Source organism: Citrobacter sp. CK194, assembly GCF_030333395.1.
Classification (GTDB): Bacteria; Pseudomonadota; Gammaproteobacteria; order Enterobacterales; family Enterobacteriaceae; genus Citrobacter_B; species Citrobacter_B koseri.
Genome location: NZ_JAOWGA010000013.1, coordinates 181,833 through 202,745, shown reverse-complemented (window position 1 = coordinate 202,745; position 20,913 = coordinate 181,833). Strand labels below are relative to the sequence as shown.

Sequence of the window (20,913 nt, the reverse complement as noted above, 5' to 3'; positions counted from 1 at the left end):
GTGATCAATTCGCAGAGAACCTTAACACAGCCAGCGAGGGACTGCATCTTATCCGGCCGGATTAGCCCACCGCTTTCCCGGTTTGTAAGGATGTGGACGACGGCGCCTGATTAGCGCGCACGTTATACATCAATACCACCGAGGCCAGCAGGGAAATCGCCATAAAGGTGTACGAAACGCCCGGCCCGCCCGTCAGGCCATTGAGATACCCCACCAGCCATGCGCCGAGGAATGCCCCTAACGCGCCGAAACTGTTGATTAAGCCCATCGACACGCCCGCCACATTACGCGGCAACAGTTCAGGAATTAAGGCAAAAAACGGGCCGTAAGGCGCGTACATGCAGGCTGCGGCAACCACCAGTAATCCATAAGAGAGCCAGAAAGCGTTGCTCCCCAACAGCCAGGAACATAAGAAAGCGATGGCGGCAATCAGCAGCAACGGCCAGATAAACAGCTTACGGTTCTGAAACTTATCCGATAACCACGACACGGTAAGCATCAGACAGATCGCCGCCAGATAAGGCACGGCGGCCAGCCAGCCGACGGATACGATATCCATTTGGGCCGCTGATTTCAGGATGGATGGCATCCACATCATGAATCCGTACACGCCGATACTCCACAAAGCATGTACCGCGCACAGCATGACAACGTTACGCGAGCGCATGGCTTCGCCGTAGTTACGTACCGGTTTAATATGGGTTTGCTCACGATCCATCGCCTGTTGCAGCGTCTCTTTTTCCTCCGCCGTCAGCCAGCTGGCATCGGCCGGTTTATCACGAACCAGCACCCACCAACAAAATGCCCACAGTACCGCCGGGATGCCCTCAATAATGAACATCTCGCGCCATCCCCAGGCCTGAATCAGATAACCAGAGACAATCGACATCCACAACACGGTGACCGGATTACCCAAAATCAAAAAGGTATTCGCCCGCGAGCGCTCGGTTTTCGTAAACCAGTTGCTGATATAAATCAGCATGGCTGGCATCACCGCCGCCTCAACCACGCCAAGAGTAAAACGGATCGCCATCAGCATGGGAATATTACTGACAAACCCCGTCGCGGCGGCACATATTCCCCACAGGATCAGGCTGAAAAAGATCATTTTCCGTACGCTGCGTTTAACGGCGTACAAAGCTCCCGGCACCTGAAAAAAGAAATACCCGAGGAAAAAAAGCGCGCCAATTAAGGATGCGGTTCCTTTCGTAATACCCAGATCGGTTTCAATACCTGCCGCGGCGGCAAAACCATAATTGGCGCGATCGAGATACGCTAAGCTGTAAGTAATAAAAATAATCGGCATTAAATACCACCAGCGCCGGGCTGGTAATTTAGCAAGAGCGTTCATACACATTCCTTTTGATAATGAGTCTATACCGCAGCTAACATTCCGCCGTCGACGAAGAGAATATGACCGTTAACAAAATTCGAGGCCGGGGCCGCAAGATAAACCGCCGCGCCAATCAACTCCTCCGGCTTTCCCCAACGCGCGGCGGGCGTACGCTGGTACAGCCAGGCGGAAAAGGCGTCGTCGTTCACCAGCGCTTCCGTCATCTCTGTGGCAAAATAGCCCGGCGCAATACCGTTAACCTGAATATTATATTCCGCCAGTTCCACGCACATTCCTCGCGTCAACATTTTCACCGCGCCTTTTGAAGCAGCGTAGGGTGTAATTGTTTTCCGGCCTAATTCACTCTGCATGGAACAAATATTAATAATCTTCCCTTCCCGGCGCGCCATCATATATTTGGCCACCTGTTGAGAAACAAGGAAGACGGATTTCTGATTGACATCAATAACGCGATCCCACTCTGCTTCAGGAAATTCCGTCAGGGGGTAACGACGCTGGATACCGGCATTATTGATGAGAATATCAATCGCCCCAATTTCCTGCTCAATATGCGCAATCGCTTTTTCCACCTCCGCCGCGTGAGTGACATCAAACCCATAACCCACGGCGTCATAACCCAGAGCCGTCAGTGTGCTCGCGGCCTGTTCCGCCCGCTGCTGCGTAATGTCGTTAATCAACAGGCTGGCGCCATGCTCTGCCAGCCCCCTTGCCAGCAAATTACCGATTCCCTGCGCTGACCCCGTAATCAATGCGCGTTTACCTGCAAGACTAAAAATACTTTTCATCAAAAACCTCTTTTTCGATAGCTGTTACGCGTAACTGTATACGCGTAACAGTAGAAAAAAGAAGTTCTCTTACACAACTAATGGTCAATTTGTGATCTACGTTGGATTTGGTAGCAAAGAAGGGATCATGTACAGAATGCTTTCTGCACATGATCACGATTAGCAGCGGATCTCAGGCAGCGTGACGGCGGCGCAACGCAATCGCCAGTTGCCAGATATTCACCAGCACAATGAGCGCCGTCGCGACAAATACCCAGCGAAAGCCCGCCATCGCCGATACGGATGCCCCCATCAGCGGCCCGGCCACATTTCCGAGATACATAAACGACTGGTTATAACCAAAGATACGGCCGGTTATTCGATCGCTGGAATACTTCACCAATAAGGTCTGTACGGCAGGCAGCATCGCGCCATCGGCAAAACCTAACAGAAAACGCAGAACCCCCAACTGGAACGGCGTCGTCACCCACGACATGGCGAAAAACAGCACCACGGCACAGACCAGCGTCGCCATCAGAATCCTTTCCGTCCCGATCCTGTCGCCAAGTTTGCCAAGGCGGGGGGCGGAAATGAGCGCTGAAACGCCGGGCACCGACGCAATTAATCCGCTCAAAAAGGCAATGTTCGTGCTGTCCGGCAGCATGGATTTGATAAACAGCGCCAGGATGGGGCTGATCGAACCGTTACAGAGCTGTATCACCATCGTCGTGAAAAACAGGCTAATCACCAGACCCGGATAGGGCAATGAGGCAAAAACCGCTTTGCCGCTCAGTCGTTCACTCTTTTTGAGAGTCGGACGAACGCCCTCTTTAATTAAAAACAGCGTTACCAGAAAGCTCACCATCAACAGCGTGGCAGTAATAAAAAAGACCGCCCGCAGCCCGATATGATCGGCAATAACTCCGCCCATTAACGGCCCACCAATCACCCCGCTGATCTGGGCGGTGGAAAGCGTACTGAGCGCCCAGCCGCTACGCTCTCTCGGCACCTGCGAAGCCACCAGCGCCATCGCGTTAGGAATGTACCCGGAGGTAAGCCCCATGACGCCGCGCAAAAGAAACAGTTGCCAGACATTGGTCGCAAACGCCTGAAGTAAAATCGCGATCGCCATGCCGAGCGATGCGCGCAGTAGCATCAGTTTGCGGCCTTTACGGTCAGCCAGACTGCCCCACATGGGCGAAACAATCGCGGAGATGAGAAAGGTAATACTGAAGGTTAAGCCAGACCACATGGAGAGCGCTTCATGCGAAGTGACGCCCATTTGCGAGATATACAGCGGTAAAAATGGCAGGATCTGGCTGATCGCCAGCCCGGTAAAAAAGCAGCCGAACCAGACGGAGATAAGATTAACCTTCCAGGATTCCATAAGTGCTCATAACGATAAATAGCTGAAAACGCTCACCAGCTTAGCAAGTTGCGCCAGCAGAAGCGGTTCCAGAGATGCGGTAACCTCTATTTTGCTATTTTATCTCCCCGTTCATCAGATTTGTGAAATATGTCACATTATATACCCGCTCAGAACAGGGATTTATGCTTCAACGACAAAGCCCGTATCCGCGCATACCGAGATGGAAATGGTTGGCGTGCGCGGCGTTGTACTCCGGCCCCAGTCCATTGCCATAATAAGTGCAACTGGCGTTAAGCATCGCGCGCAGCCAGGGGGCGGTTTTCTCATCCTTCCATCCCCGCAGAACCGTAACTTTTCGACCGTCCGCCAGTTGAAAACCGCTGATATCCCACGCCTGCGCGCTGGCATGTTCACTGCGACGCGCATCCGCCCGGTGATAGATATTGCGACAGGCATAGCTGCCAAGGTGCTCAATACTGATCAGTTGACTGCCCATAAACGACTGGGTTAGCGGTTTCGCCTGGCGCGCCACAAACAGCGCAGAACTCAGCGCCAGCGGGCAAGAGGCCAGGAAACTGCTACTCAACGACACGGAGCCAAAATGCCTGACCCGTACCACGTCTGACAGCGGACATTCGCCCGCGCTGTCAGCGACGGTTTGCGACGAGATCATTCCCTGGCGATTGGCCTGCTCAAGTAATCCCTGGCACTGTTGCGGCGTCAGACGCTGTAGTTTGAATTTGGTGAGCCAGCCCGGAGGATCGGACAGTTGCAGGGGAACAAAAGGATTGTAATGCGACGGAAGAGAGCGGTAACCCACCACACCCACGGCCCCCAGCAGCACAATCGCAAGCCAACCCTTACCTTTCACGCCCCCTCCTCTCTGATTCCCTTAAACATTATGGCAGAAGCCCGCGAATCCGACGTTTTGTCGTGGTAATGTATACGCTTTGCGTTCGATGGAATGGGTTTTTAAGATGGCAAAATTGCGGGTAGGTATCGTATTTGGTGGTAAATCAGCGGAACATGAAGTGTCTTTGCAATCGGCAAAAAATATTGTCGATGCCATCGACAAAGCCCGCTTTGACGTTGTGCTGTTAGGCATTGATAAACAAGGGCAATGGCATGTCAGCGATGCCGAAAACTATCTGCTGAATGCAAACGACCCCGCGCACATTACGCTGCGCCCCTCTTCTACCAGCCTGGCGCAGGTTCCGGGCAAACACGAACACCAGTTAATTGACGCACAGAACGGCCAGCCGTTGCCGACGGTGGACGTCATTTTCCCGATCGTACACGGCACGCTGGGGGAAGACGGCTCGCTGCAAGGGATGCTGCGCGTAGCGAATTTACCGTTTGTCGGCTCCGATGTGCTGGGTTCCGCCGCCTGCATGGATAAAGACGTCACCAAACGTCTGCTGCGCGATGCCGGGCTGAACATCGCGCCGTTTATTACGCTGACCCGCGCGAATCGCGATGCGATCCGTTTTGCGGAAGTGGCGTCCCGGCTGGGTCTGCCGCTGTTTGTGAAACCCGCAAATCAGGGCTCCTCTGTGGGCGTCAGCAAAGTCACCAGCGAAGCGCAATATGAACAGGCCGTCGCGCTGGCGTTCGAATTCGATCACAAAGTGGTTGTTGAGCAAGGGATCAAAGGCCGTGAGATCGAGTGCGCCGTGCTGGGCAACGATCACCCGCAGGCCAGCACCTGCGGCGAGATCGTCCTGAACAGCGATTTTTACGCTTACGACACCAAATATATCGACGACAACGGGGCGCAGGTCGTGGTTCCCGCCCAGATCCCGCAAGAGGTGAACGACAAGATCCGCCAGATCGCCATTCAGGCGTACCAGACGTTAGGTTGCGCGGGAATGGCGCGCGTGGACGTCTTCTTAACAGCGGAAAACGAGGTGGTGATTAACGAGATCAATACGCTGCCGGGATTCACCAACATTAGCATGTACCCGAAACTCTGGCAGGCAAGTGGCTTAGGGTATACTGATTTGATTACCCGTCTGATTGAACTGGCGCTGGAACGTCATGCGGCGGATAACGCCCTGAAAACCAGCATGTCATGATGACGATGCGCCATCTGGTGTTGATCGCCTGATGGCGCTTTGGCTTATCAGGCCTACGACGTTTTACGCTCGTAGGCCGATGCCGCCATCCGGCACACTACCGCATTAAGCTTCTTCGGTTTTATCATCCTCACGGCGACGAATAATCAGCCCGGCAAGCCAGAAACTGAATACCCACGTCACCAGGCCTACCGCGTAGGTTTGCCATCCTTTTGCTTCAAAGCCCAACAACCCCACCACGCCATTCAAAATAAAGATCAGTCCAATGGCGAAAGCATAATAGTGCCAGTCACGGCGAATTTTTACAGGCAGGTTCATGACAGCTCCGACGCTAAAACAATAAAAAATCATCCTCGCACATTTCTGCCTGAGCGTCTGTGGCCTGTGCGGAATTTCTCAAATGTTAATCAATTTAGATTAAGGTAACAAAATTGTGACATCAGACAAAAAATCCGCAATCCAGGAGTCATCCCTGAGTGAAATTACCATCATTCTGATATTGACAAACACGATGACCTGTCAGACTTCACGATAAGCCGCTGGCATGACGCCAGATTCGTGCAGAAGACTATCCCGGAGGTCTTTATGGCTGACTTTACCCTCTCAAAATCCCTGTTTAGCGGGAAACATCGAGATACCTCCTCCACGCCAGGTAATATCGCCTATGCCGTGTTTGTGCTGTTTTGCTTTTGGGCAGGGGCGCAGATCCTGAACCTTCTGGTTCACGCGCCTGGCGTTTATGAACATCTGATGCAGATGCAAGAGACCGGACGCCCCCGCGTGGAAATTGGATTAGGCGTCGGCACCATTTTCGGACTGGTGCCTTTCCTGACAGGTTGCCTGATTTTTGGCGTCATTGCCGTAATTTTGCGCTGGCGTCACCGTCATCAGTAACCCTCCCTGTGCCGGATGACGCCAGGTTTATCCGGCCTACAAATTCATACAACGCACCCGACGTTCATCCACACGTTTAGCAAACCACGCGGTAGTGAGATTACGGGTGATCTTCGGACTTTCCAGCTGAATACCTGGCAACATCTCGCGCGGTAATGCCTTACCGGTTTTGGCTTCCGCCAGCTTATACACTTTCTCGTACAACGCCGTCTCCTCAAAAGCGAGGCTGTCTCCCTTTTCCAGTTGACGTCGAATCGCGCTGTCGCTCATGTCCAGTTTGCCCGCCAGCTTACGGATTGCCTGTTCCGTTTTCCCGGCCTCTTTGCTGTCATAACGAATCAAGTCGCCGTCCAGCGCCAGCTTAACGCCGCTGGCTTTACTGACCGCATTCTGAAATGCCGCATTACGACTGGCGTACCAACCGGCATTAAAATCAGCAAAACGGAATACAGGCGCGCTGTAATTCGCCGGATAGTTCAACAGATGCCAGGTTCCAAACCACAGTCCGCCACGGCGGCTAAAGACCTCCTGGCGAACCGTCCCGTTCATGGTCCACGGATAACCTTTTGTGTGCTGTTCAGCAAAGGCGATGCTGACCTGCATCGGCCCGCCGGTATGCACCGGATTAAGCGAACCGAACAGCGTCTGCCCCATCGGCACCATATTAATAAAATCATCAAAAATCGCACTGAGCTGTTTTTCCGTTTTCACCGCGTCCAGACGTTCGCTGTAGCTTTTTCCATTCGGGGAGTTAATTTTCAGCGCGGTATGCACCAGAAAAACGGGGATATGCATCCGCTCAGCACGCCTGTCGATCTCCTGCCAGGCGATTTTGCTCAACCCCGGCACCACCGGGTCCGCCTGATAGTTAGACTCCTGCTGCGCCACCGCCAGCACCGAGCAAACATTCTCAACCGTTGGCGCCAGCCCCTGGCTTTCGAAGGTCTTTGCGATGTCCTGCGCCCACGCGTCCCTGTCTTTTACGCTGGAGGGCATTTTCTGGCGCACCACGCTTGCCACATCGACAGGTTTTTCCCCTTTTTTCAGCGGTTGCGAAGGCTGGCTACTACACCCTGCCAACACCAACGCAGCCAGGAATGATAAAGGGTAAAGACGGGACGCCGCCGACATAACGTTTCCTTTTGTTTGTTAGCTAAATGTATTCGTCACTTCCTGGATATCCTGTCCATCCAGTTCGCGCTCAAAGCTGCGCAGACGTTTATAGATGGACATCAGTTCCACCAGCGTGGTCCAGGAGTTAATCAGATACTGGAAGGAACCGCGCACCTGACCAAACACGTTGGTAATCTGCGTCATCAGGCCCAACGTAATCGTACCGGCAACAATCGACGGAAACAGCAGGAACAGACCGAAAACGTTATCCACCTGTAGATAGAGAATGCGCGCAATGTTGAAGTACATATAATGGAAGTAGAGGCGGAAATAGTTCTGGCGCACCGCGCTGAACAACTCACGCACGGTGGGCGGCGTAGCGCGGCTGGCGTCGTCTTCACCGTAGACCAGCTCCTTACGGTAAGCGGCCTCAACCCGCTGGTTTTTAAACTCCAGCCCCGGCAGTTTGATCCCCACCACGGCCAGCAATCCTGTTCCCATCAGCGACCAGATGATAGCCGCGATAACCAGCCCATAAGGAATATGCCCGACGATCGGCAGATCCGGTACGTGCGCAGACAGCGTAACCAGTACGGGTAAAAAGGCGATCAACGTCATGATGGCATTGATAAAGCTTACGCCCATATTCTCCAGCGTAGAGGCAAAACGCATCGTATCTTCCTGCACACGCTGCGCGGCGCCTTCAATATGGCGCAAATGCTGCCAGTGTGCCATGTAGTGCTCGTTCATCGCGGTACGCCAGCGAAACACATAATGGCTGACGAAGAAATTGTTCATCACGCCAATCACTACGGCAATCAGCGCTATCCCGAGGAACACGCCGACTTCACGGTAAAACTGTTCGATAGTGACCTTATGCGGCGAGCTCAGCGCCGTCTGGATCAGGTCGTAAAACGGCGCGTACCAGGCGTTGACCGCCACGCCCACTTCCACCAAAAACCAGGTCACAAAGATGATCAACGAGGTGCCCAGAATCGACCAGTATTGCCAGCGATGCGGGCTATAAATAAACCAGAACATCGCAAACAATCCGACGCAAAGGACGTAATATGCGTAGAAAATCAGGTAGTCCAGCGACCAGAAGCGTGCGGCACTGATGGGAACATCACCGGAAGCGCCAGTAAGATGCGCAACCCAGGCGCCTCCGCCCGCTTGCCAGAAAATGACGGCGACAAGCGCCCAAAAAAACGCCGAGATAAAAAACGGCCCCGGCTTTGGGAAAAAAGACTTAAACATGATGCTCTCCTGCTAACTTCTTATCGTTATGACGACTGCTGTGCTTTTGCCGCCGCGCTGAGCGCGACAAGACGGGCCTGCCCCAACAAAACCGCGACGGAAACCGAGCATTGTGACCCGTATTCGCCAGCTTAGTTCGCACATCGTTTTTTCAGAATTGTTTCAGCGAGTTTCGGCTCCCTTCAACAGCAACAGGAAGGCGAAACCCAAAAACCGACCAAGGTTACCACAAGCGCGGGATCACAAAAGCGGACATTCGCGATTGGGAAAAAATGCCCTGTTTACTCGTCGTTACGTTTTTCACACTATTATTGTCTTTTTAGCGCTTTGCAACGCGCCGCCAGGTAGTATAAATACGCATAGTTTTTTCATTTAACTGATGGACACAACCGTTGAAACGTAGTCTGCTTTTTTCTGCCGTGCTGTGCGCGGCGTCATTGACATCTGTCCAGGCGGCACAGCCAATCACCGATCCGGTTTTCGCTTCCGATATCGTTGATCGTTATGCCAACCATATCTTTTACGGCAGCGGCGCGACGGGAATGGCGCTGGTAGTGATTGATGGTAATCAACGCGTGTTCCGCAGTTTCGGGGAGACTCGCCCCGGCAATAACGTACATCCTCAACTGGACTCCGTTATTCGCATTGCGTCTATCACGAAACTCATGACCAGCGAGATGCTGGTCAAACTGCTCGATCAGGGGACGGTGAAATTACACGACCCGCTGAGCAAGTATGCCCCGCCCGGTGCGCGCGTACCGACCTACAACGGAACGCCTATCACCCTGGTGAATCTGGCGACCCATACCAGCGCCCTGCCGCGTGAGCAACCCGGCGGCGCGCCGCATCGCCCGGTATTTGTCTGGCCAACCCGCGAACAGCGCTGGAGCTACCTCTCTACCGCAACGCTAAAAGCGGCTCCTGGCTCGCAGGCGTCTTATTCCAACCTTGCGTTTGACCTGCTGGCTGACGCGCTGGCAACCGCATCCGGCAAACCCTACACGCAGTTATTTGAAGAACAGATTACGCGCCCATTGGGGATGAAAGACACAACCTTTACCCCCTCCCCCGATCAGTGCAAGCGCCTGATGGTGGCGGAGAAAGGGGCCAGTCCCTGTAACAACACGCTGGCGGCAATTGGCAGCGGCGGCGTCTATTCCACGCCGGGAGATATGATGCGCTGGATGCAGCAATATCTCTCATCCGACTTTTATCATCGCAGTAATCAGGCCGATCGTATGCAGACGCTGATTTATCAGCGAACTCAGCTCACACGGGTGACAGGTATGGACGTGCCGGGCAAAGCCGATGCGCTGGGCTTAGGCTGGGTCTATATGGCGCCTAAAAACGGACGTCCGGGGATTATTCAAAAAACCGGCGGCGGCGGTGGTTTCATCACCTATATGGCGATGATTCCGCAACACAACGTTGGCGCTTTTGTGGTCGTCACTCGCTCACCGCTTACGCGATTTACTAATATGAGCGATGGCATCAACGACCTGGTAACAGAATTGAGCGGAAATAAACCGCTGATCGTGCCTGCGTCCTGATCAATACTCTGAAGGCAAATGGTTGATATTGACCAGTTTGCCTTTTTTCATTTCGATGTAGTTCCCTTTGCGTAACGCGGCGAGCACTTCAGCCACTACGGAACGGGAAATTCGCGTTCTCTGATGAATGTAGTTCATCACGCCAATACGCGCTCGCAGGCCCTCATCCCAGTCAACCATCGCGATCAACGTCGCCCGAATTTGATCATACGAGTTGTTGCCAATTAATTGCAGATCGCGCAGTTCCAGAGTTCTGTTTTCCCATGCCAGCCAGCAAAAGGCTTCACGCCATAACTGGTGTTGCTCAAGGATTTTTATCGCGTGGGAAGAAGGAAGAAAATAACCGGTACAACGACTTTCCGTGACTAATTTATATTCGATATCATTTTTCATCACGCCATCAGCAATACCCATAATAAAGGGAGCCTGCGTTATCCCCATAAGCACGTTCTCCCCTCTGCGCAAAGAGATGAGACCGTCTAAAATGACAAACGTATCGCCTTGATTGGCATCATTCGAATAGACAACCTGCTTTTCATCGGCGTACTCAAAGTACGTGCCGTATTTAGACAGGCACTTATCGAGCTTACTAAATTCCTGAAGTGGTTTATTCAGAGACAGCATATGCGCATCCTTGCATTAATGCCCGCCATATCCATGACGGGCATTTCCTTTGATTAAATCACCTGCGTTTTCATCATGAAAAACAATTACCAGGTGTATTTAACGCCCACATTCGCGGACCAGTCTTGATCGACATCACCACCACCGAGGTAGTTGGCATCGGTATAAGCGCTGAAGTTTTTGGTGAAGCTGAACTGAGTGCCCAGACCAACACGTACCGCAGAACCTTCTACGCCGTTATCGATGGAATCGCCATTTACGTCGGCGTCGTTATTTGCGTCGTCATAAACATAGGCCAGCTTGAAGTAAGGCGTCAGCGCCTGATCTTCGCTGTAGGTGAAGGTATAACCTGCATCAACACCCAGTTCATAACGCATGCTGTCATAAGACTGACCGTCAACTTTCATGTCATTGCTGAGCTGATAATCGTCGCCGGACTGGAACAGGCCGGATACGCTACCGTACGGCGTGACATAGCCAGCGTCGCCCAGTTTCCAGTCATAACCCAGTTTCAGACCAAAGCCCCACGCATCCGCAGAGGTGTTGCCATCAACGTACTGGCCGTTGCTCATGTTGGCAGACAGATCGTTGTTGAAGTGAGAATAGCTCAGGCTACCATCAACAAAGACATTGTTGGCAAAGCGAGCAGAAGAGTAGATATAGGCAGACTGGCTGTCCTGATCCACCTGACCGGTACGGTCGCTCATGTCACCTTTCGCAAAGCCAGCCGCCGCACCGACAATCCACTTAGCGTTGTTACCGTCAATTTTGGTATCAACACCGACCATGATGCCGTTCACATCCTGATCGTAGTTAATGGTGCCGTTGTCGCCATCGAAGCTGCCGCCAAAGTAGCTCACCCATGCGCCGCCGTTATCAGCCAGACCATGACGAGAGTTGGTCAGACGAGTACCAACGGTGTCTTGTTCCAGGTTCCAGATATTGGTGTTTGCAGACGGGATGCTCAGCGCCATGTTCGCGTAGTCGGTCAGTTCCATCTGTTGCATAACAACAGTGTTGCCTTCCTGCTGAGCCTGATAGGTGTATGCCCCCAAGTCAGCTTTGTTCGCTGCGGAGAAGGTGGCTTTGCTGTTCTTGTCGTTAACGTAGATCAGCTCTTTGCCTTTGTAATCAGCGACAGAACCTTCACCGGTCGCGTTATCAATACGCACTTTGTAGTTACCGGTTGCCGCAGCAACGTTATCACCCGCGTTATCGACTTCAGATTGATCGCCAGTCCAGGCATCGCCATTACCGTTGATGGTCAGGTGGCCATCAGAGTTCATCGCGATCACACCGTAGCCGTAGTTAGACTTAGTGATGTCGTTAGTACGATCGTTAGTCAGATCGGCATCCAGCACAAAGCTGTTGCTGTGAACGTTGAAGACACCGGCATTCACGTTACCGTTAGCATCGGTGTAGCTGGTCAGATTCAGGGTATCAGCTTGCAGCGCATACGCGGTGCTGTTGCCCACATCCAGAACGCCGTTGTTGGTGACGTTGATGGTGTTTGCATACAGTGCGGCATCGTACACGCCCCAGCCAGCAGACACATCATCAGCAATCGTGACGGTACTGTTGTTGATTGTCAGTTCATCAGTTGCAACATGACCATCTTCATTGATATTCAGGGCCGCGCCGCCGGTCAGGGAGATGCTGTCAGAAACCAGATCAGAGTCTGCCACATTCACGACGGAACCGCTGTTGATGCTCAGCGTATCAATCAGCGAGGTTTTCGTGGTATCCCACTGTGAACCACCGTTCAGCGTCACATTGAACAGGCCGCTCTGATAGACCTCGTTACCAACAACATGACCATCTTCGCCATACGCGGTGTCATTATTGTCAATGCCGTAAGTAGAGGAAGGCCACAGGCTGTTAGCCGCAATGTCGATCAGCGTCGCAGTGGCATCGGTGCCCGCAGCAAAGCTGTCGTACACGCCGTCACCATCAGAATCAACCTGATGTACGGACATTGCCGCGCCAACCCACTTGCTGCCGTTGTTCAGCGTAACATCCATACGGTCAGTGCCATCCCAACCGTTGGTGTCCAGGTCAGCGTCCGTATCGCGATAAGTATCCGCCCCGTTCGGGAAGAAGTTTTCGTCAAAGTTGCTGGAGAAAACAACGTCGCCCATCAGGGTAGAATTGCTGAGGTTAACAGTGGTCTGCATTGCGTTATCCGCATTCGGATGCGCAATCGCCGCAATCGCCACGTCATCAGCAGTATAAGAATCGCTGTAATCGCTCGCGTTGTTGGTATTACCGAACCAACCGGAAGTCCCTTCATCTGACCATGAGCCAGAGGTCACCGTAGAGTCAGTCACCGTGACGGTGTTGTTGAACACTTCAGCGCTGTTGACGCCGGTGCTAACGGTATTATCGTCAATGTCTTCCCACTCATAACCCTGAGTCAGCGTAATACCCGCAACGTGGGAATTATTTTTGATGACCAGGTCAACTTCCTGATCCAGCGTAATCGCAGTACCCAGGTTGTAAACGTCAACAACATGCGTATCCGCCGTACCATCAGTGTACGTGCCATTATAGGTATAATGCTCGTAGTTATCATCGATGGTTGAGTTATCAACAGTCAGCGCCAGACGGTCATAAACATAACCGGTCGCATCGCGACCCACGCAATCGGTGGTCATGCACTCAGAGGTGATCATCCCGTGAATGGTGCTGTTTTTGATTGTCAGACTATTACTGTTGGTGTTGGTAGAAAGACCATCATCCAGATAGTAGGTTGAGATTACGCCGTTAACGGTAGCGTTGTTGATAACCGGATAAATATCACCGTTATAAACGCTATCGGTCGCGTAGTTGTTCCAGCCTACGTAACCATCATAATAAACACCATCAGCGTAGGTTGCGTCGTTATAGTGGTTGAATGTTGTGTAGGTGGTTCCAGAAATATCCGTAGAAGCATTTGCCTGAGAGGTGATTGCCAGAGTGCAGGCCAGTGCTAATTGTGAGACTACAAGTTTCTTTTTCCAGGAGTGCATTTGTCATCCCTCCTCAGGGACGTAATATAGTTGATCCATCAATTATCAATGCATAGAAAACATTTTATGTTTCGCAGGTCGATTATGCGGCGTCAGCATTGAAAGGTTCAATTATTCTTTGTTTAATGTCCGAAAGCGGACAATTAAAAAATCACCAGCAAAATCACAGATATTTTTTAAATCGCCAGTTTTCAATAAATTAGAAAGGGAAATAGAAGTTACTTATTTAACTGAATGATATATGATGAAGAAATAAAGAAATCACCAATAAATAAAGGACAGAAGAGCTTAAAACAACATTTAATAAAATTAAAACCAGAAATAAATGTATCACTAACAAAAATAATCTTATTCATAGAAATACTAATTGCGAATATTTAATCGCTTCATTAACAGCAACCCGCAATACTTCACATAAGGACAACTTTCGTAAAACACCTCGCGGCAGGTTCAGGTATACTCGACGTTTCGATTCCACAAACATCAGGCATACCATGACAGACCTAATCCAACGCCCCCGTCGCCTGCGCAAATCCGCTGCGCTGCGCGCCATGTTTGAAGAGACAACACTCAGTTTAAACGACCTGGTGTTGCCGATTTTTGTTGAAGAAGAACTCGACGACTACAAAGCGATCGACGCCATGCCTGGCGTCATGCGCATTCCTGAAAAACACCTGGCGCGCGAGATTGAACGCATCGCCAACGCCGGCATTCGGTCAGTGATGACCTTCGGCATTTCCCACCATACCGACGACACCGGCAGCGATGCCTGGAAAGAAGACGGCCTGGTGGCGCGCATGTCGCGCATCTGCAAGCAAACCGTGCCGGAAATGATCGTGATGTCTGACACCTGTTTCTGTGAGTACACCTCCCACGGTCACTGCGGCGTGCTGTGCGAACACGGCGTCGACAACGATGCAACCCTGGCGAACCTCGGTAAACAAGCGGTGGTCGCCGCCGCTGCGGGCGCTGATTTTATTGCCCCTTCCGCCGCGATGGACGGTCAGGTGCAGGCGATTCGCCAGGCGCTGGATGCCGCCGGGTTTACGGATACAGCCATCATGTCCTACTCCACCAAGTTCGCCTCCTCTTTCTACGGCCCGTTCCGTGAAGCGGCCGGTACGGCACTGAAAGGCGATCGTAAGACCTATCAAATGAATCCGATGAACCGCCGTGAAGCGATTCGCGAGTCGTTGCTCGACGAAGCGCAGGGCGCGGACTGCCTGATGGTGAAACCCGCTGGCGCTTATCTGGATATTCTGCGTGATATCCGCGATCGTACCGAATTACCGCTCGGCGCGTATCAGGTCAGCGGCGAATACGCCATGATCAAATTCGCCGCGATGGCGGGCGCGATCGACGAAGAGAAAGTGGTGCTGGAAAGTTTAGGCTCGATCAAACGCGCGGGCGCGGATCTGATCTTCAGCTACTTCGCGCTGGATCTGGCGGAGAAAAAAATCCTGCGTTAATCCTTTCTGACCTGCGGTGCCTGCTGGCGCTGCGCTTATCCGGCCTACGGAATTGACATCTGTGGGCCGGGTGCCGCCATCCGGCACTGTCACAAAACGTCACCTCATCGTCATACAAACGACATTTGTACCTTCTACTGTCAGCACAGGACGGGAGGAGGAGCCGCTATGTTTAGTCTCGATAACGTACTCGACGACCTGTGGCCTCAGGCGAGGCCGACACCCTGGCAAAAAAATCTGCTCAGGCGGTTGCTGTATGAAGAAGAATTTCAGCAATTTGCATCCCGCCATCCCCATCTGAAAGGGGTGGACATGGTGGAACAGGTTCTCGAACACCTTGAAATACGCTGCGATATCCCCGCACACGACCTCGAAAACATCCCCGCACATGGCCCGCTGGTCATCATTGCCAACCACCCGACAGGCACGCTTGATGGGCTGGCTCTGCTGTATGCCATCTCGCGTGTGCGCCGTGACGTGAAAGTAGTGACCAACCGCCTGCTCTCGCATCTGCAACCGCTCAGTTCACTTTTCATTCCCGTGGACAACATCGGCGGGCGCACGCCAAAATCATCGCTACAACAGATAGATGCGCATTTACAGGCTGGCGGAGCGTTAATTTTCTTTCCGGCGGGCGAAGTGGCGCGCTTCACATCGCAGGGAATCAGGGAAGGCCGATGGCATTCCGGGTTTATCCGGGTGGCGGAGAAATACCGCACGCCGCTGCTTCCCGTACATATCAACGCGCGTAACAGCTCGCTGTTTTACGCCAGCAGCCTGGTGTCCCCCACCTTCGCATTGCTGCTCCTGATGCAGCAGATGTTTCGTCGGCGTCGCAGCAGCCTGCCGCTCCGCATCGGCCAACAAATCGCCTGGACGCAGTGGTCCGCCACGAAAACCAACGTCCGCGAGCAGGCCGAAAAATGCCGTCAGCACGTCGCGGCATTAGGTAAAGGACACCCCGGGTTATTCACCACCGAAAGTACGATAGCCCGCGCAGAAGACAGAGCGCACCTCAAACGCGATCTCGCCCAGGCGGAATGCCTTGGGCACACCGCCGACGGGAAGCACATTTACCTCTGGCAGCGCAACGGCAAAGAGGATGTCCCCATCCTGCGGGAACTGGGGCGGCTGCGTGAAATCGCCTTTCGCGCGGTTGGCGAAGGCAGCGGAAAGCGTCGGGACACCGACCGCTATGATGACGACTATCTGCATCTGATTTTATGGGACGAAGACGATCTGGAAATTGTTGGCGCCTATCGGTTCATTCCCTGCGCGCAGCAGCAGGAAAAACGTGGCATAGAAGGGCTTTACAGCTACAGTTTGTTCCATTACGACGAGCAGATGGCGCAAGTGATGCAGCACGGCATTGAGCTGGGTCGCAGTTTTATCCAGCCGCGTTACTGGGGGCGTCGCGGGCTGGACTATCTCTGGTCTGGCATTGGCGCTTATCTGGCGCGCTATCCGCAATACCGATACCTGTTCGGCCCGGTGTCTATTTCCGGCGGTCTGCCTGCGGATGCGCGGGATTTACTGGTGGCCTTTTATCGCCTGTGGTTCCCGCCGACGCACCCGCTGGCAATATCACGCCAGCCCTACCCCGCGTCATTGCCGGACGTACTGGCGCAGTTTGAAGGCAAAAGCTACAACGACGATCTGACGCGGCTGAAATCGCTGCTCGGCAATCTGGGCTGCGGTATTCCCCCGCTCTACAAACAGTACTCCGAACTTTGCGACCCCGGCGGCGTACAGTTTATTGATTTCGGTAACGATCCGGCGTTCAGCAACTGCGTGGATGGTCTGGTGCTGGTCGATTTAACCTATCTGAAGGCAAACAGGTATCAGCGCTATATTGGCGCGCATTTGGGTTTCCAGGCAGAATAAGGCGTTTACGCCGCCATCCGGCGCGGTGCCACATCGTGCCTGATGGCACTGCGCTTATCAGGCCTGAATTTCCCTAACCGTTCCCTAACCGAATAGTGTGATTATCTATTACGGCACGCGATAAAACGGCTTATCTCCCAGAATCGTCGCCCGGTGCATAATGCGCCGCTGCGGCAGGTAATCAGCGTTGGCATAATGCTGGGTGACGCGGTTATCCCAGATGGCTACGTCATCAGGCTGCCAGCGCCAGCGCACCTGAAACTCCGGTTTTGTGATGTGCGCAAACAAGAATCCAAGCAGCGCCTCGCTCTCTTTCTCCGTCACATCGACAATCCGCGTGGTAAAGCCTTCATTCACAAACAGCGCTTGTTTGCCGCTCACCGGATGGGTACGCACCACCGGATGCAGCAAAGGCGGATGTTTTGCTACCGCCTCAAGCCAGCGCTGATGATCCTCATCAGTTTTGCGGTATTTGTATTCCGGGAACGATTTACGGAAATCATGCTCCGCCCGCAAACCGCTCAGCAACTGGCGAAACGGTTCGGAAAGTGCGTCATATGCGGCAATGCCGCTGGCCCATAGCGTATCCCCGCCGCTAGAGGGCAGTTCCTTTGCCGCCAGAATCGCCCCTGCTGGCGGCGTCTCAATAAAGGTCACATCGGTGTGCCAGTTATCATTATCCGGCGGGTTATCGTTATGGGTATCCAGCACAATAATCTCTTCGACGCCTTCGGCGTGGGGATAGACCGGATGAATATGCAGATCGCCAAAACGCTGTGCCAGCGCGCGCTGTTGCTGCGGCGTAATGGCTTGTTCACGCAGAAAAACCACCTGGTGGCGCAGCACCGCGTGATACAGCTGTTCGAATTGATTATCGCTCAGCGGGCGGGTCAGATCCGCGCCGGAAACCAGCGCGCCAATATACGGCCCCAGCGGGGTAATGCTCAGACGTTCACTCATTGTACTTCTCCATGCCAGGGCGTCAGGCGGCGCTGAAGCGCACGCAGACCCAGTTCTAAAATAAACGCGATCACCGCAATCACCGCGATCCCCGCCAGCACCACGTCAGTTGCCAGAAATTCCCCGGCGGACTGCACCATAAACCCTAAACCCCGGGTGGCGGCAATCAGCTCAGCCGCCACCAGCGTTGACCAGCCCACGCCCAGGCCAATGCGTAATCCGGTGAGGATCTCCGGCAGCGCGCCGGGCAGAATCACAAACCACAATACCTGTACTCGTCCGGCGCCTAACGACTGCGCCGCACGAATGCGAACCTGCTGTGCGCTTTTGACGCCCGCCAGCGCCGACATAGCGACCGGGGCGAAAATCGCCAGATAGATCAGCAGGATCTTGGAGGTCTCGCCAATCCCAAACCAGATCACCATCAGCGGTAAATACGCAAGCGGCGGGACTGGTCGGTAGAGTTCAATGATCGGATCGAGAATGCCGCGTATCGTTGGGCTTAGCCCCATCGCAATGCCCACCGGAATGCCGATAATCACGGCGGCCAGAAGCGCCAGCAGAATGCGCGTCAGGCTCGCCGCCAGATGCTGCCACAGCGTGGCGTCCATAAACCCTTGCGGCCCGGCGATGGCGATCAGTTTTTGCAGCACCTGCCCCGGCGGCGGCAGAAACAGCGGGCTGATTAACTGCAACGCCGCTACGCTCCACCACACGGCCAGAATCACCGCTAATGTGCTGATACTCAGGGTAATGCGACGAGAGAACGGCCAGCGCCATTTCAACCCGCGTTGACGCAGCTTATCGTTGATGACCACGCTCATGAGAAGGCCTCCCGTTGTTCAAAGACGCGGCTTAACACATACTCCCGCGTCTCGATAAACTGCGGATCGGATTTAATGCTGCGGCAGGATTCTCCCCCCACAAAGCGGCGGGCGAAATCAAGCGACAGCCGCTCCTGTACGCGACCGGGGCCAGGAGAAAGCAGCACCAGCTCCGTCGCCATAAACACAGCCTCTTCAATATCATGCGTAATGAGCAATACCTGCTTGCCGGTCTCATGCCAGAGTTTCAGCAACAGCGTTTGCATCTGCTCACGGGTGAAAGCGTCCAGCGCGCCGAAAGGCTCATCCAGCAGCAGGAGTTGAGGATTTGCCGCCAGCGCGCGGGCGATGCCGACACGCTGGCGCTGCCCGCCGGAAAGCTGCCAGATAAAGCGTTTTCCCGCCCCTTCCAGCCCGACTTTTTTCAGCATCTGCTGCGCAACGTGCTGACGCCGGGTTTTGTCCGCTCCCGCCAGTTGCAGGCCAAGTCCGACGTTATCCTGCACGTTGCGCCAGGGCAGCAGCCCTTCGTTCTGAAAGACGACGCCGCGCTCCGCACCCGGCCCATCGACCCGTTTGCCCGCCAGTTGGATCGTGCCGTGCTGATAAGGCAGAAAACCGGCGATCAGATTCAGCAACGTGGTTTTCCCACACCCTGACGGGCCCAGCACCACTAACAACTCACCGCTGTCGAGCGTCAGATTGATATCTTCCAGCGCCGGTTTACCGGCGTAATCAGCAAAGAGATGGGAAACTTGCAGCATCCGCGCCTCCTTATTGCACAAAGCGATCGGTGACGTACTGGCTGTAATCCGTCGCGACGGCGGGCACTTTGCCCTGCTCTTTCAGGAACTGCGCGGTGTCGATAATCGCTTTATTGACCGGCCCGTTCAGCTCAACGGCCTGCTGTTGCGCCGTCAGGTAGGTATTGCCTTTCACCAGCCCCGGCACGTCCGTTTCCGGCACGCCGCTTAAGCGCGACAGTTTGCTGATGTTATCCGGCTGCTGAAGCCACGCCTCAGGATTGGCAATGTAGGGTTGCTGCGCGTCGATGGCGCTTTTCGCGAATGCCTTGACCACCTCTGGATGTTTTTCCGCGAAGTCTTTACGCACTACCCACACATCCAGCGTCGGCGAGCCCCATTCGCCGACTTTCCCCGAGTCTGTCAGCACGTTCCCGTCTTTTTCCAGCGCGTTAACGGCGGGCGCCCAGACGTAAGCGCCGTCAATATCGCCACGCTGCCAGGCGGCAATGATCGCCGGTGGTTGCAGATTGATGATTTCGACCTGCCCGGGCTTAATGCCCCAGTGTTTCAGCGCGGCCAGCAGGCTGTAATGAGTGGTGGAGATAAACGGCACCGCAATGCGTTTGCCGATGAGATCCTCCGGCTTAGCGATCGTTTTCTTCACCACCAGCGCTTCGGATTCCCCCAGTTTTGACGCCAGCAGGAAAACCTCAATCGGCACCTGTTGGCTGGCGGCGACCGCCAGTGGGCTGGAGCCGAGGTTGCCGATCTGTACATCACCGGAAGCCAGCGCGCGCACGATGCTCGCGCCGCTGTCGAATTTACGCCAGTCAACGGTCGCCCCGCTCTCTTTGGCGAAGGTGTTATCCGCCTGCGCCACTTTCGCCGGTTCGGCGGATGTCTGATACGCGACGGTGACGTTAACCGCCTGCGCCTGGAATGCAATAAACGCCAGTGCGGCGAGAAGTGTGTTACGCGATGAAATACCCATTATTGTCTGCTCCCCTGTCTTGTTATGGGGG

General features: G+C 53.9%; 18 protein-coding genes. 5 read left to right on the top strand and 13 right to left on the bottom strand.

All coding sequences use genetic code 11. The annotated features are described in order from the left end of the window. Positions 1 to 61: 61 nt before the first annotated feature. The 4 genes from OGX80_RS03735 to OGX80_RS03720 all read right to left on the bottom strand — a co-directional run bounded on the left by OGX80_RS03735 (position 62) and on the right by OGX80_RS03720 (position 4,358). Positions 62 to 1,351, bottom strand: coding sequence for an MFS transporter (locus OGX80_RS03735; protein ID WP_024130608.1), 1,290 nt, complete (start codon positions 1,349 to 1,351; stop codon positions 62 to 64). Between the two features lie 23 nt (positions 1,352 to 1,374). Next, complete coding sequence (gene idnO, locus OGX80_RS03730; RefSeq protein ID WP_115181922.1) at positions 1,375 to 2,139, bottom strand: gluconate 5-dehydrogenase; 765 nt, start codon at positions 2,137 to 2,139, stop codon at positions 1,375 to 1,377. Between the two features lie 172 nt (positions 2,140 to 2,311). After that, complete coding sequence (locus OGX80_RS03725; protein WP_012133614.1) at positions 2,312 to 3,505, bottom strand: multidrug efflux MFS transporter; 1,194 nt, start codon at positions 3,503 to 3,505, stop codon at positions 2,312 to 2,314. A 169-nt stretch (positions 3,506 to 3,674) separates the two neighbouring features. Beyond that, a complete protein-coding gene (locus tag OGX80_RS03720) occupies positions 3,675 to 4,358 on the bottom strand; it encodes an extensin-like domain-containing protein (protein WP_115181923.1) in 684 nt (227 codons plus the stop codon). Between the two features lie 106 nt (positions 4,359 to 4,464). Here OGX80_RS03720 and ddlA point away from each other — a divergent pair, with 106 nt between their 5' ends. Continuing rightward, complete coding sequence (gene ddlA / locus OGX80_RS03715) at positions 4,465 to 5,562, top strand: D-alanine--D-alanine ligase (RefSeq protein WP_047458545.1); 1,098 nt, start codon at positions 4,465 to 4,467, stop codon at positions 5,560 to 5,562. 105 nt (positions 5,563 to 5,667) lie between these two features. Here the strand turns inward: ddlA and OGX80_RS03710 are convergent, their stop codons facing one another. Continuing rightward, entirely contained in the window at positions 5,668 to 5,880 is a 213-nt protein-coding gene (locus OGX80_RS03710) for a DUF2754 family protein (RefSeq protein ID WP_024130610.1), read from the bottom strand. Positions 5,881 to 6,147: 267 nt separating this feature from the next. On the opposite strand from OGX80_RS03710, the gene OGX80_RS03705 reads away from it, so the two are divergent. Continuing rightward, positions 6,148 to 6,456: a YaiY family protein gene (locus OGX80_RS03705; RefSeq protein ID WP_024130611.1), complete on the top strand. Its 309-nt coding sequence runs from the start codon at positions 6,148 to 6,150 to the stop codon at positions 6,454 to 6,456. A gap of 36 nt (positions 6,457 to 6,492) precedes the next feature. On the opposite strand, the gene OGX80_RS03700 is transcribed toward OGX80_RS03705, so the two are convergent. Then, entirely contained in the window at positions 6,493 to 7,587 is a 1,095-nt protein-coding gene (locus OGX80_RS03700) for a DUF1615 domain-containing protein (RefSeq protein WP_115181924.1), read from the bottom strand. Between the two features lie 18 nt (positions 7,588 to 7,605). Continuing rightward, a complete protein-coding gene (gene sbmA / locus OGX80_RS03695; RefSeq protein WP_047458548.1) occupies positions 7,606 to 8,826 on the bottom strand; it encodes a peptide antibiotic transporter SbmA in 1,221 nt (406 codons plus the stop codon). A gap of 392 nt (positions 8,827 to 9,218) precedes the next feature. Here sbmA and ampH point away from each other — a divergent pair, with 392 nt between their 5' ends. Continuing rightward, the gene (gene ampH, locus OGX80_RS03690) at positions 9,219 to 10,376 is read left to right on the top strand and encodes a D-alanyl-D-alanine-carboxypeptidase/endopeptidase AmpH (protein WP_049011959.1); all 1,158 of its coding nucleotides are present in this window, start codon (positions 9,219 to 9,221) and stop codon (positions 10,374 to 10,376) included. Here the strand turns inward: ampH and iprA are convergent, their stop codons facing one another. Both iprA and ehaB read right to left on the bottom strand, forming a co-directional pair. After that, positions 10,377 to 11,000: a hydrogen peroxide resistance inhibitor IprA gene (gene iprA / locus OGX80_RS03685; RefSeq protein ID WP_047458555.1), complete on the bottom strand. Its 624-nt coding sequence runs from the start codon at positions 10,998 to 11,000 to the stop codon at positions 10,377 to 10,379. Positions 11,001 to 11,086: 86 nt separating this feature from the next. Beyond that, the gene (ehaB, locus tag OGX80_RS03680) at positions 11,087 to 14,008 is read right to left on the bottom strand and encodes an autotransporter adhesin EhaB (protein WP_012133624.1); all 2,922 of its coding nucleotides are present in this window, start codon (positions 14,006 to 14,008) and stop codon (positions 11,087 to 11,089) included. Between the two features lie 494 nt (positions 14,009 to 14,502). On the opposite strand from ehaB, the gene hemB reads away from it, so the two are divergent. Next, positions 14,503 to 15,477, top strand: coding sequence for a porphobilinogen synthase (hemB, locus tag OGX80_RS03675; protein ID WP_012133626.1), 975 nt, complete (start codon positions 14,503 to 14,505; stop codon positions 15,475 to 15,477). A gap of 168 nt (positions 15,478 to 15,645) precedes the next feature. Next, positions 15,646 to 17,361: a bifunctional ornithine lipid synthase OlsF gene (olsF, locus tag OGX80_RS03670; protein WP_115181925.1), complete on the top strand. Its 1,716-nt coding sequence runs from the start codon at positions 15,646 to 15,648 to the stop codon at positions 17,359 to 17,361. 108 nt (positions 17,362 to 17,469) lie between these two features. On the opposite strand, the gene tauD is transcribed toward olsF, so the two are convergent. Genes tauD through tauA form a run of 4 tightly spaced genes read right to left on the bottom strand, consistent with a single transcriptional unit; the run spans position 17,470 to position 20,882 of the window. Further along, the gene (gene tauD / locus OGX80_RS03665; RefSeq protein ID WP_115181926.1) at positions 17,470 to 18,321 is read right to left on the bottom strand and encodes a taurine dioxygenase; all 852 of its coding nucleotides are present in this window, start codon (positions 18,319 to 18,321) and stop codon (positions 17,470 to 17,472) included. Next, positions 18,318 to 19,145 (bottom strand): taurine ABC transporter permease TauC, encoded by an 828-nt coding sequence (tauC, locus tag OGX80_RS03660; protein WP_012133629.1) that lies wholly within the window; start codon positions 19,143 to 19,145, stop codon positions 18,318 to 18,320. The genes tauD and tauC overlap by 4 nt, the downstream gene beginning before the upstream one ends. Next, positions 19,142 to 19,909 (bottom strand): taurine ABC transporter ATP-binding subunit, encoded by a 768-nt coding sequence (tauB, locus tag OGX80_RS03655; protein ID WP_012133630.1) that lies wholly within the window; start codon positions 19,907 to 19,909, stop codon positions 19,142 to 19,144. The genes tauC and tauB overlap by 4 nt, the downstream gene beginning before the upstream one ends. Before the next feature lie 10 nt (positions 19,910 to 19,919). Beyond that, on the bottom strand, positions 19,920 to 20,882 hold the full coding sequence (gene tauA / locus OGX80_RS03650; RefSeq protein WP_012133631.1) for a taurine ABC transporter substrate-binding protein: 963 nt from the start codon (positions 20,880 to 20,882) through the stop codon (positions 19,920 to 19,922). Positions 20,883 to 20,913: the final 31 nt, after the last annotated feature.

What these genes read in the sequence shown, in the direction of transcription:
- OGX80_RS03710 (WP_024130610.1), bottom strand. Translation starts at nt 5,880, where the DNA reads ATGAACCTGCCTGTAAAAATTCGCCGTGACTGGCACTATTATGCTTTC.
- sbmA (WP_047458548.1), bottom strand. Translation starts at nt 8,826, where the DNA reads ATGTTTAAGTCTTTTTTCCCAAAGCCGGGGCCGTTTTTTATCTCGGCG.
- idnO (WP_115181922.1), bottom strand. Translation starts at nt 2,139, where the DNA reads ATGAAAAGTATTTTTAGTCTTGCAGGTAAACGCGCATTGATTACGGGG.
- OGX80_RS03700 (WP_115181924.1), bottom strand. Translation starts at nt 7,587, where the DNA reads ATGTCGGCGGCGTCCCGTCTTTACCCTTTATCATTCCTGGCTGCGTTG.
- olsF (WP_115181925.1), top strand. Translation starts at nt 15,646, where the DNA reads ATGTTTAGTCTCGATAACGTACTCGACGACCTGTGGCCTCAGGCGAGG.
- tauD (WP_115181926.1), bottom strand. Translation starts at nt 18,321, where the DNA reads ATGAGTGAACGTCTGAGCATTACCCCGCTGGGGCCGTATATTGGCGCG.
- tauC (WP_012133629.1), bottom strand. Translation starts at nt 19,145, where the DNA reads ATGAGCGTGGTCATCAACGATAAGCTGCGTCAACGCGGGTTGAAATGG.
- OGX80_RS03735 (WP_024130608.1), bottom strand. Translation starts at nt 1,351, where the DNA reads ATGAACGCTCTTGCTAAATTACCAGCCCGGCGCTGGTGGTATTTAATG.
- hemB (WP_012133626.1), top strand. Translation starts at nt 14,503, where the DNA reads ATGACAGACCTAATCCAACGCCCCCGTCGCCTGCGCAAATCCGCTGCG.
- OGX80_RS03705 (WP_024130611.1), top strand. Translation starts at nt 6,148, where the DNA reads ATGGCTGACTTTACCCTCTCAAAATCCCTGTTTAGCGGGAAACATCGA.
- tauA (WP_012133631.1), bottom strand. Translation starts at nt 20,882, where the DNA reads ATGGGTATTTCATCGCGTAACACACTTCTCGCCGCACTGGCGTTTATT.
- ehaB (WP_012133624.1), bottom strand. Translation starts at nt 14,008, where the DNA reads ATGCACTCCTGGAAAAAGAAACTTGTAGTCTCACAATTAGCACTGGCC.
- iprA (WP_047458555.1), bottom strand. Translation starts at nt 11,000, where the DNA reads ATGCTGTCTCTGAATAAACCACTTCAGGAATTTAGTAAGCTCGATAAG.
- ddlA (WP_047458545.1), top strand. Translation starts at nt 4,465, where the DNA reads ATGGCAAAATTGCGGGTAGGTATCGTATTTGGTGGTAAATCAGCGGAA.
- tauB (WP_012133630.1), bottom strand. Translation starts at nt 19,909, where the DNA reads ATGCTGCAAGTTTCCCATCTCTTTGCTGATTACGCCGGTAAACCGGCG.
- OGX80_RS03725 (WP_012133614.1), bottom strand. Translation starts at nt 3,505, where the DNA reads ATGGAATCCTGGAAGGTTAATCTTATCTCCGTCTGGTTCGGCTGCTTT.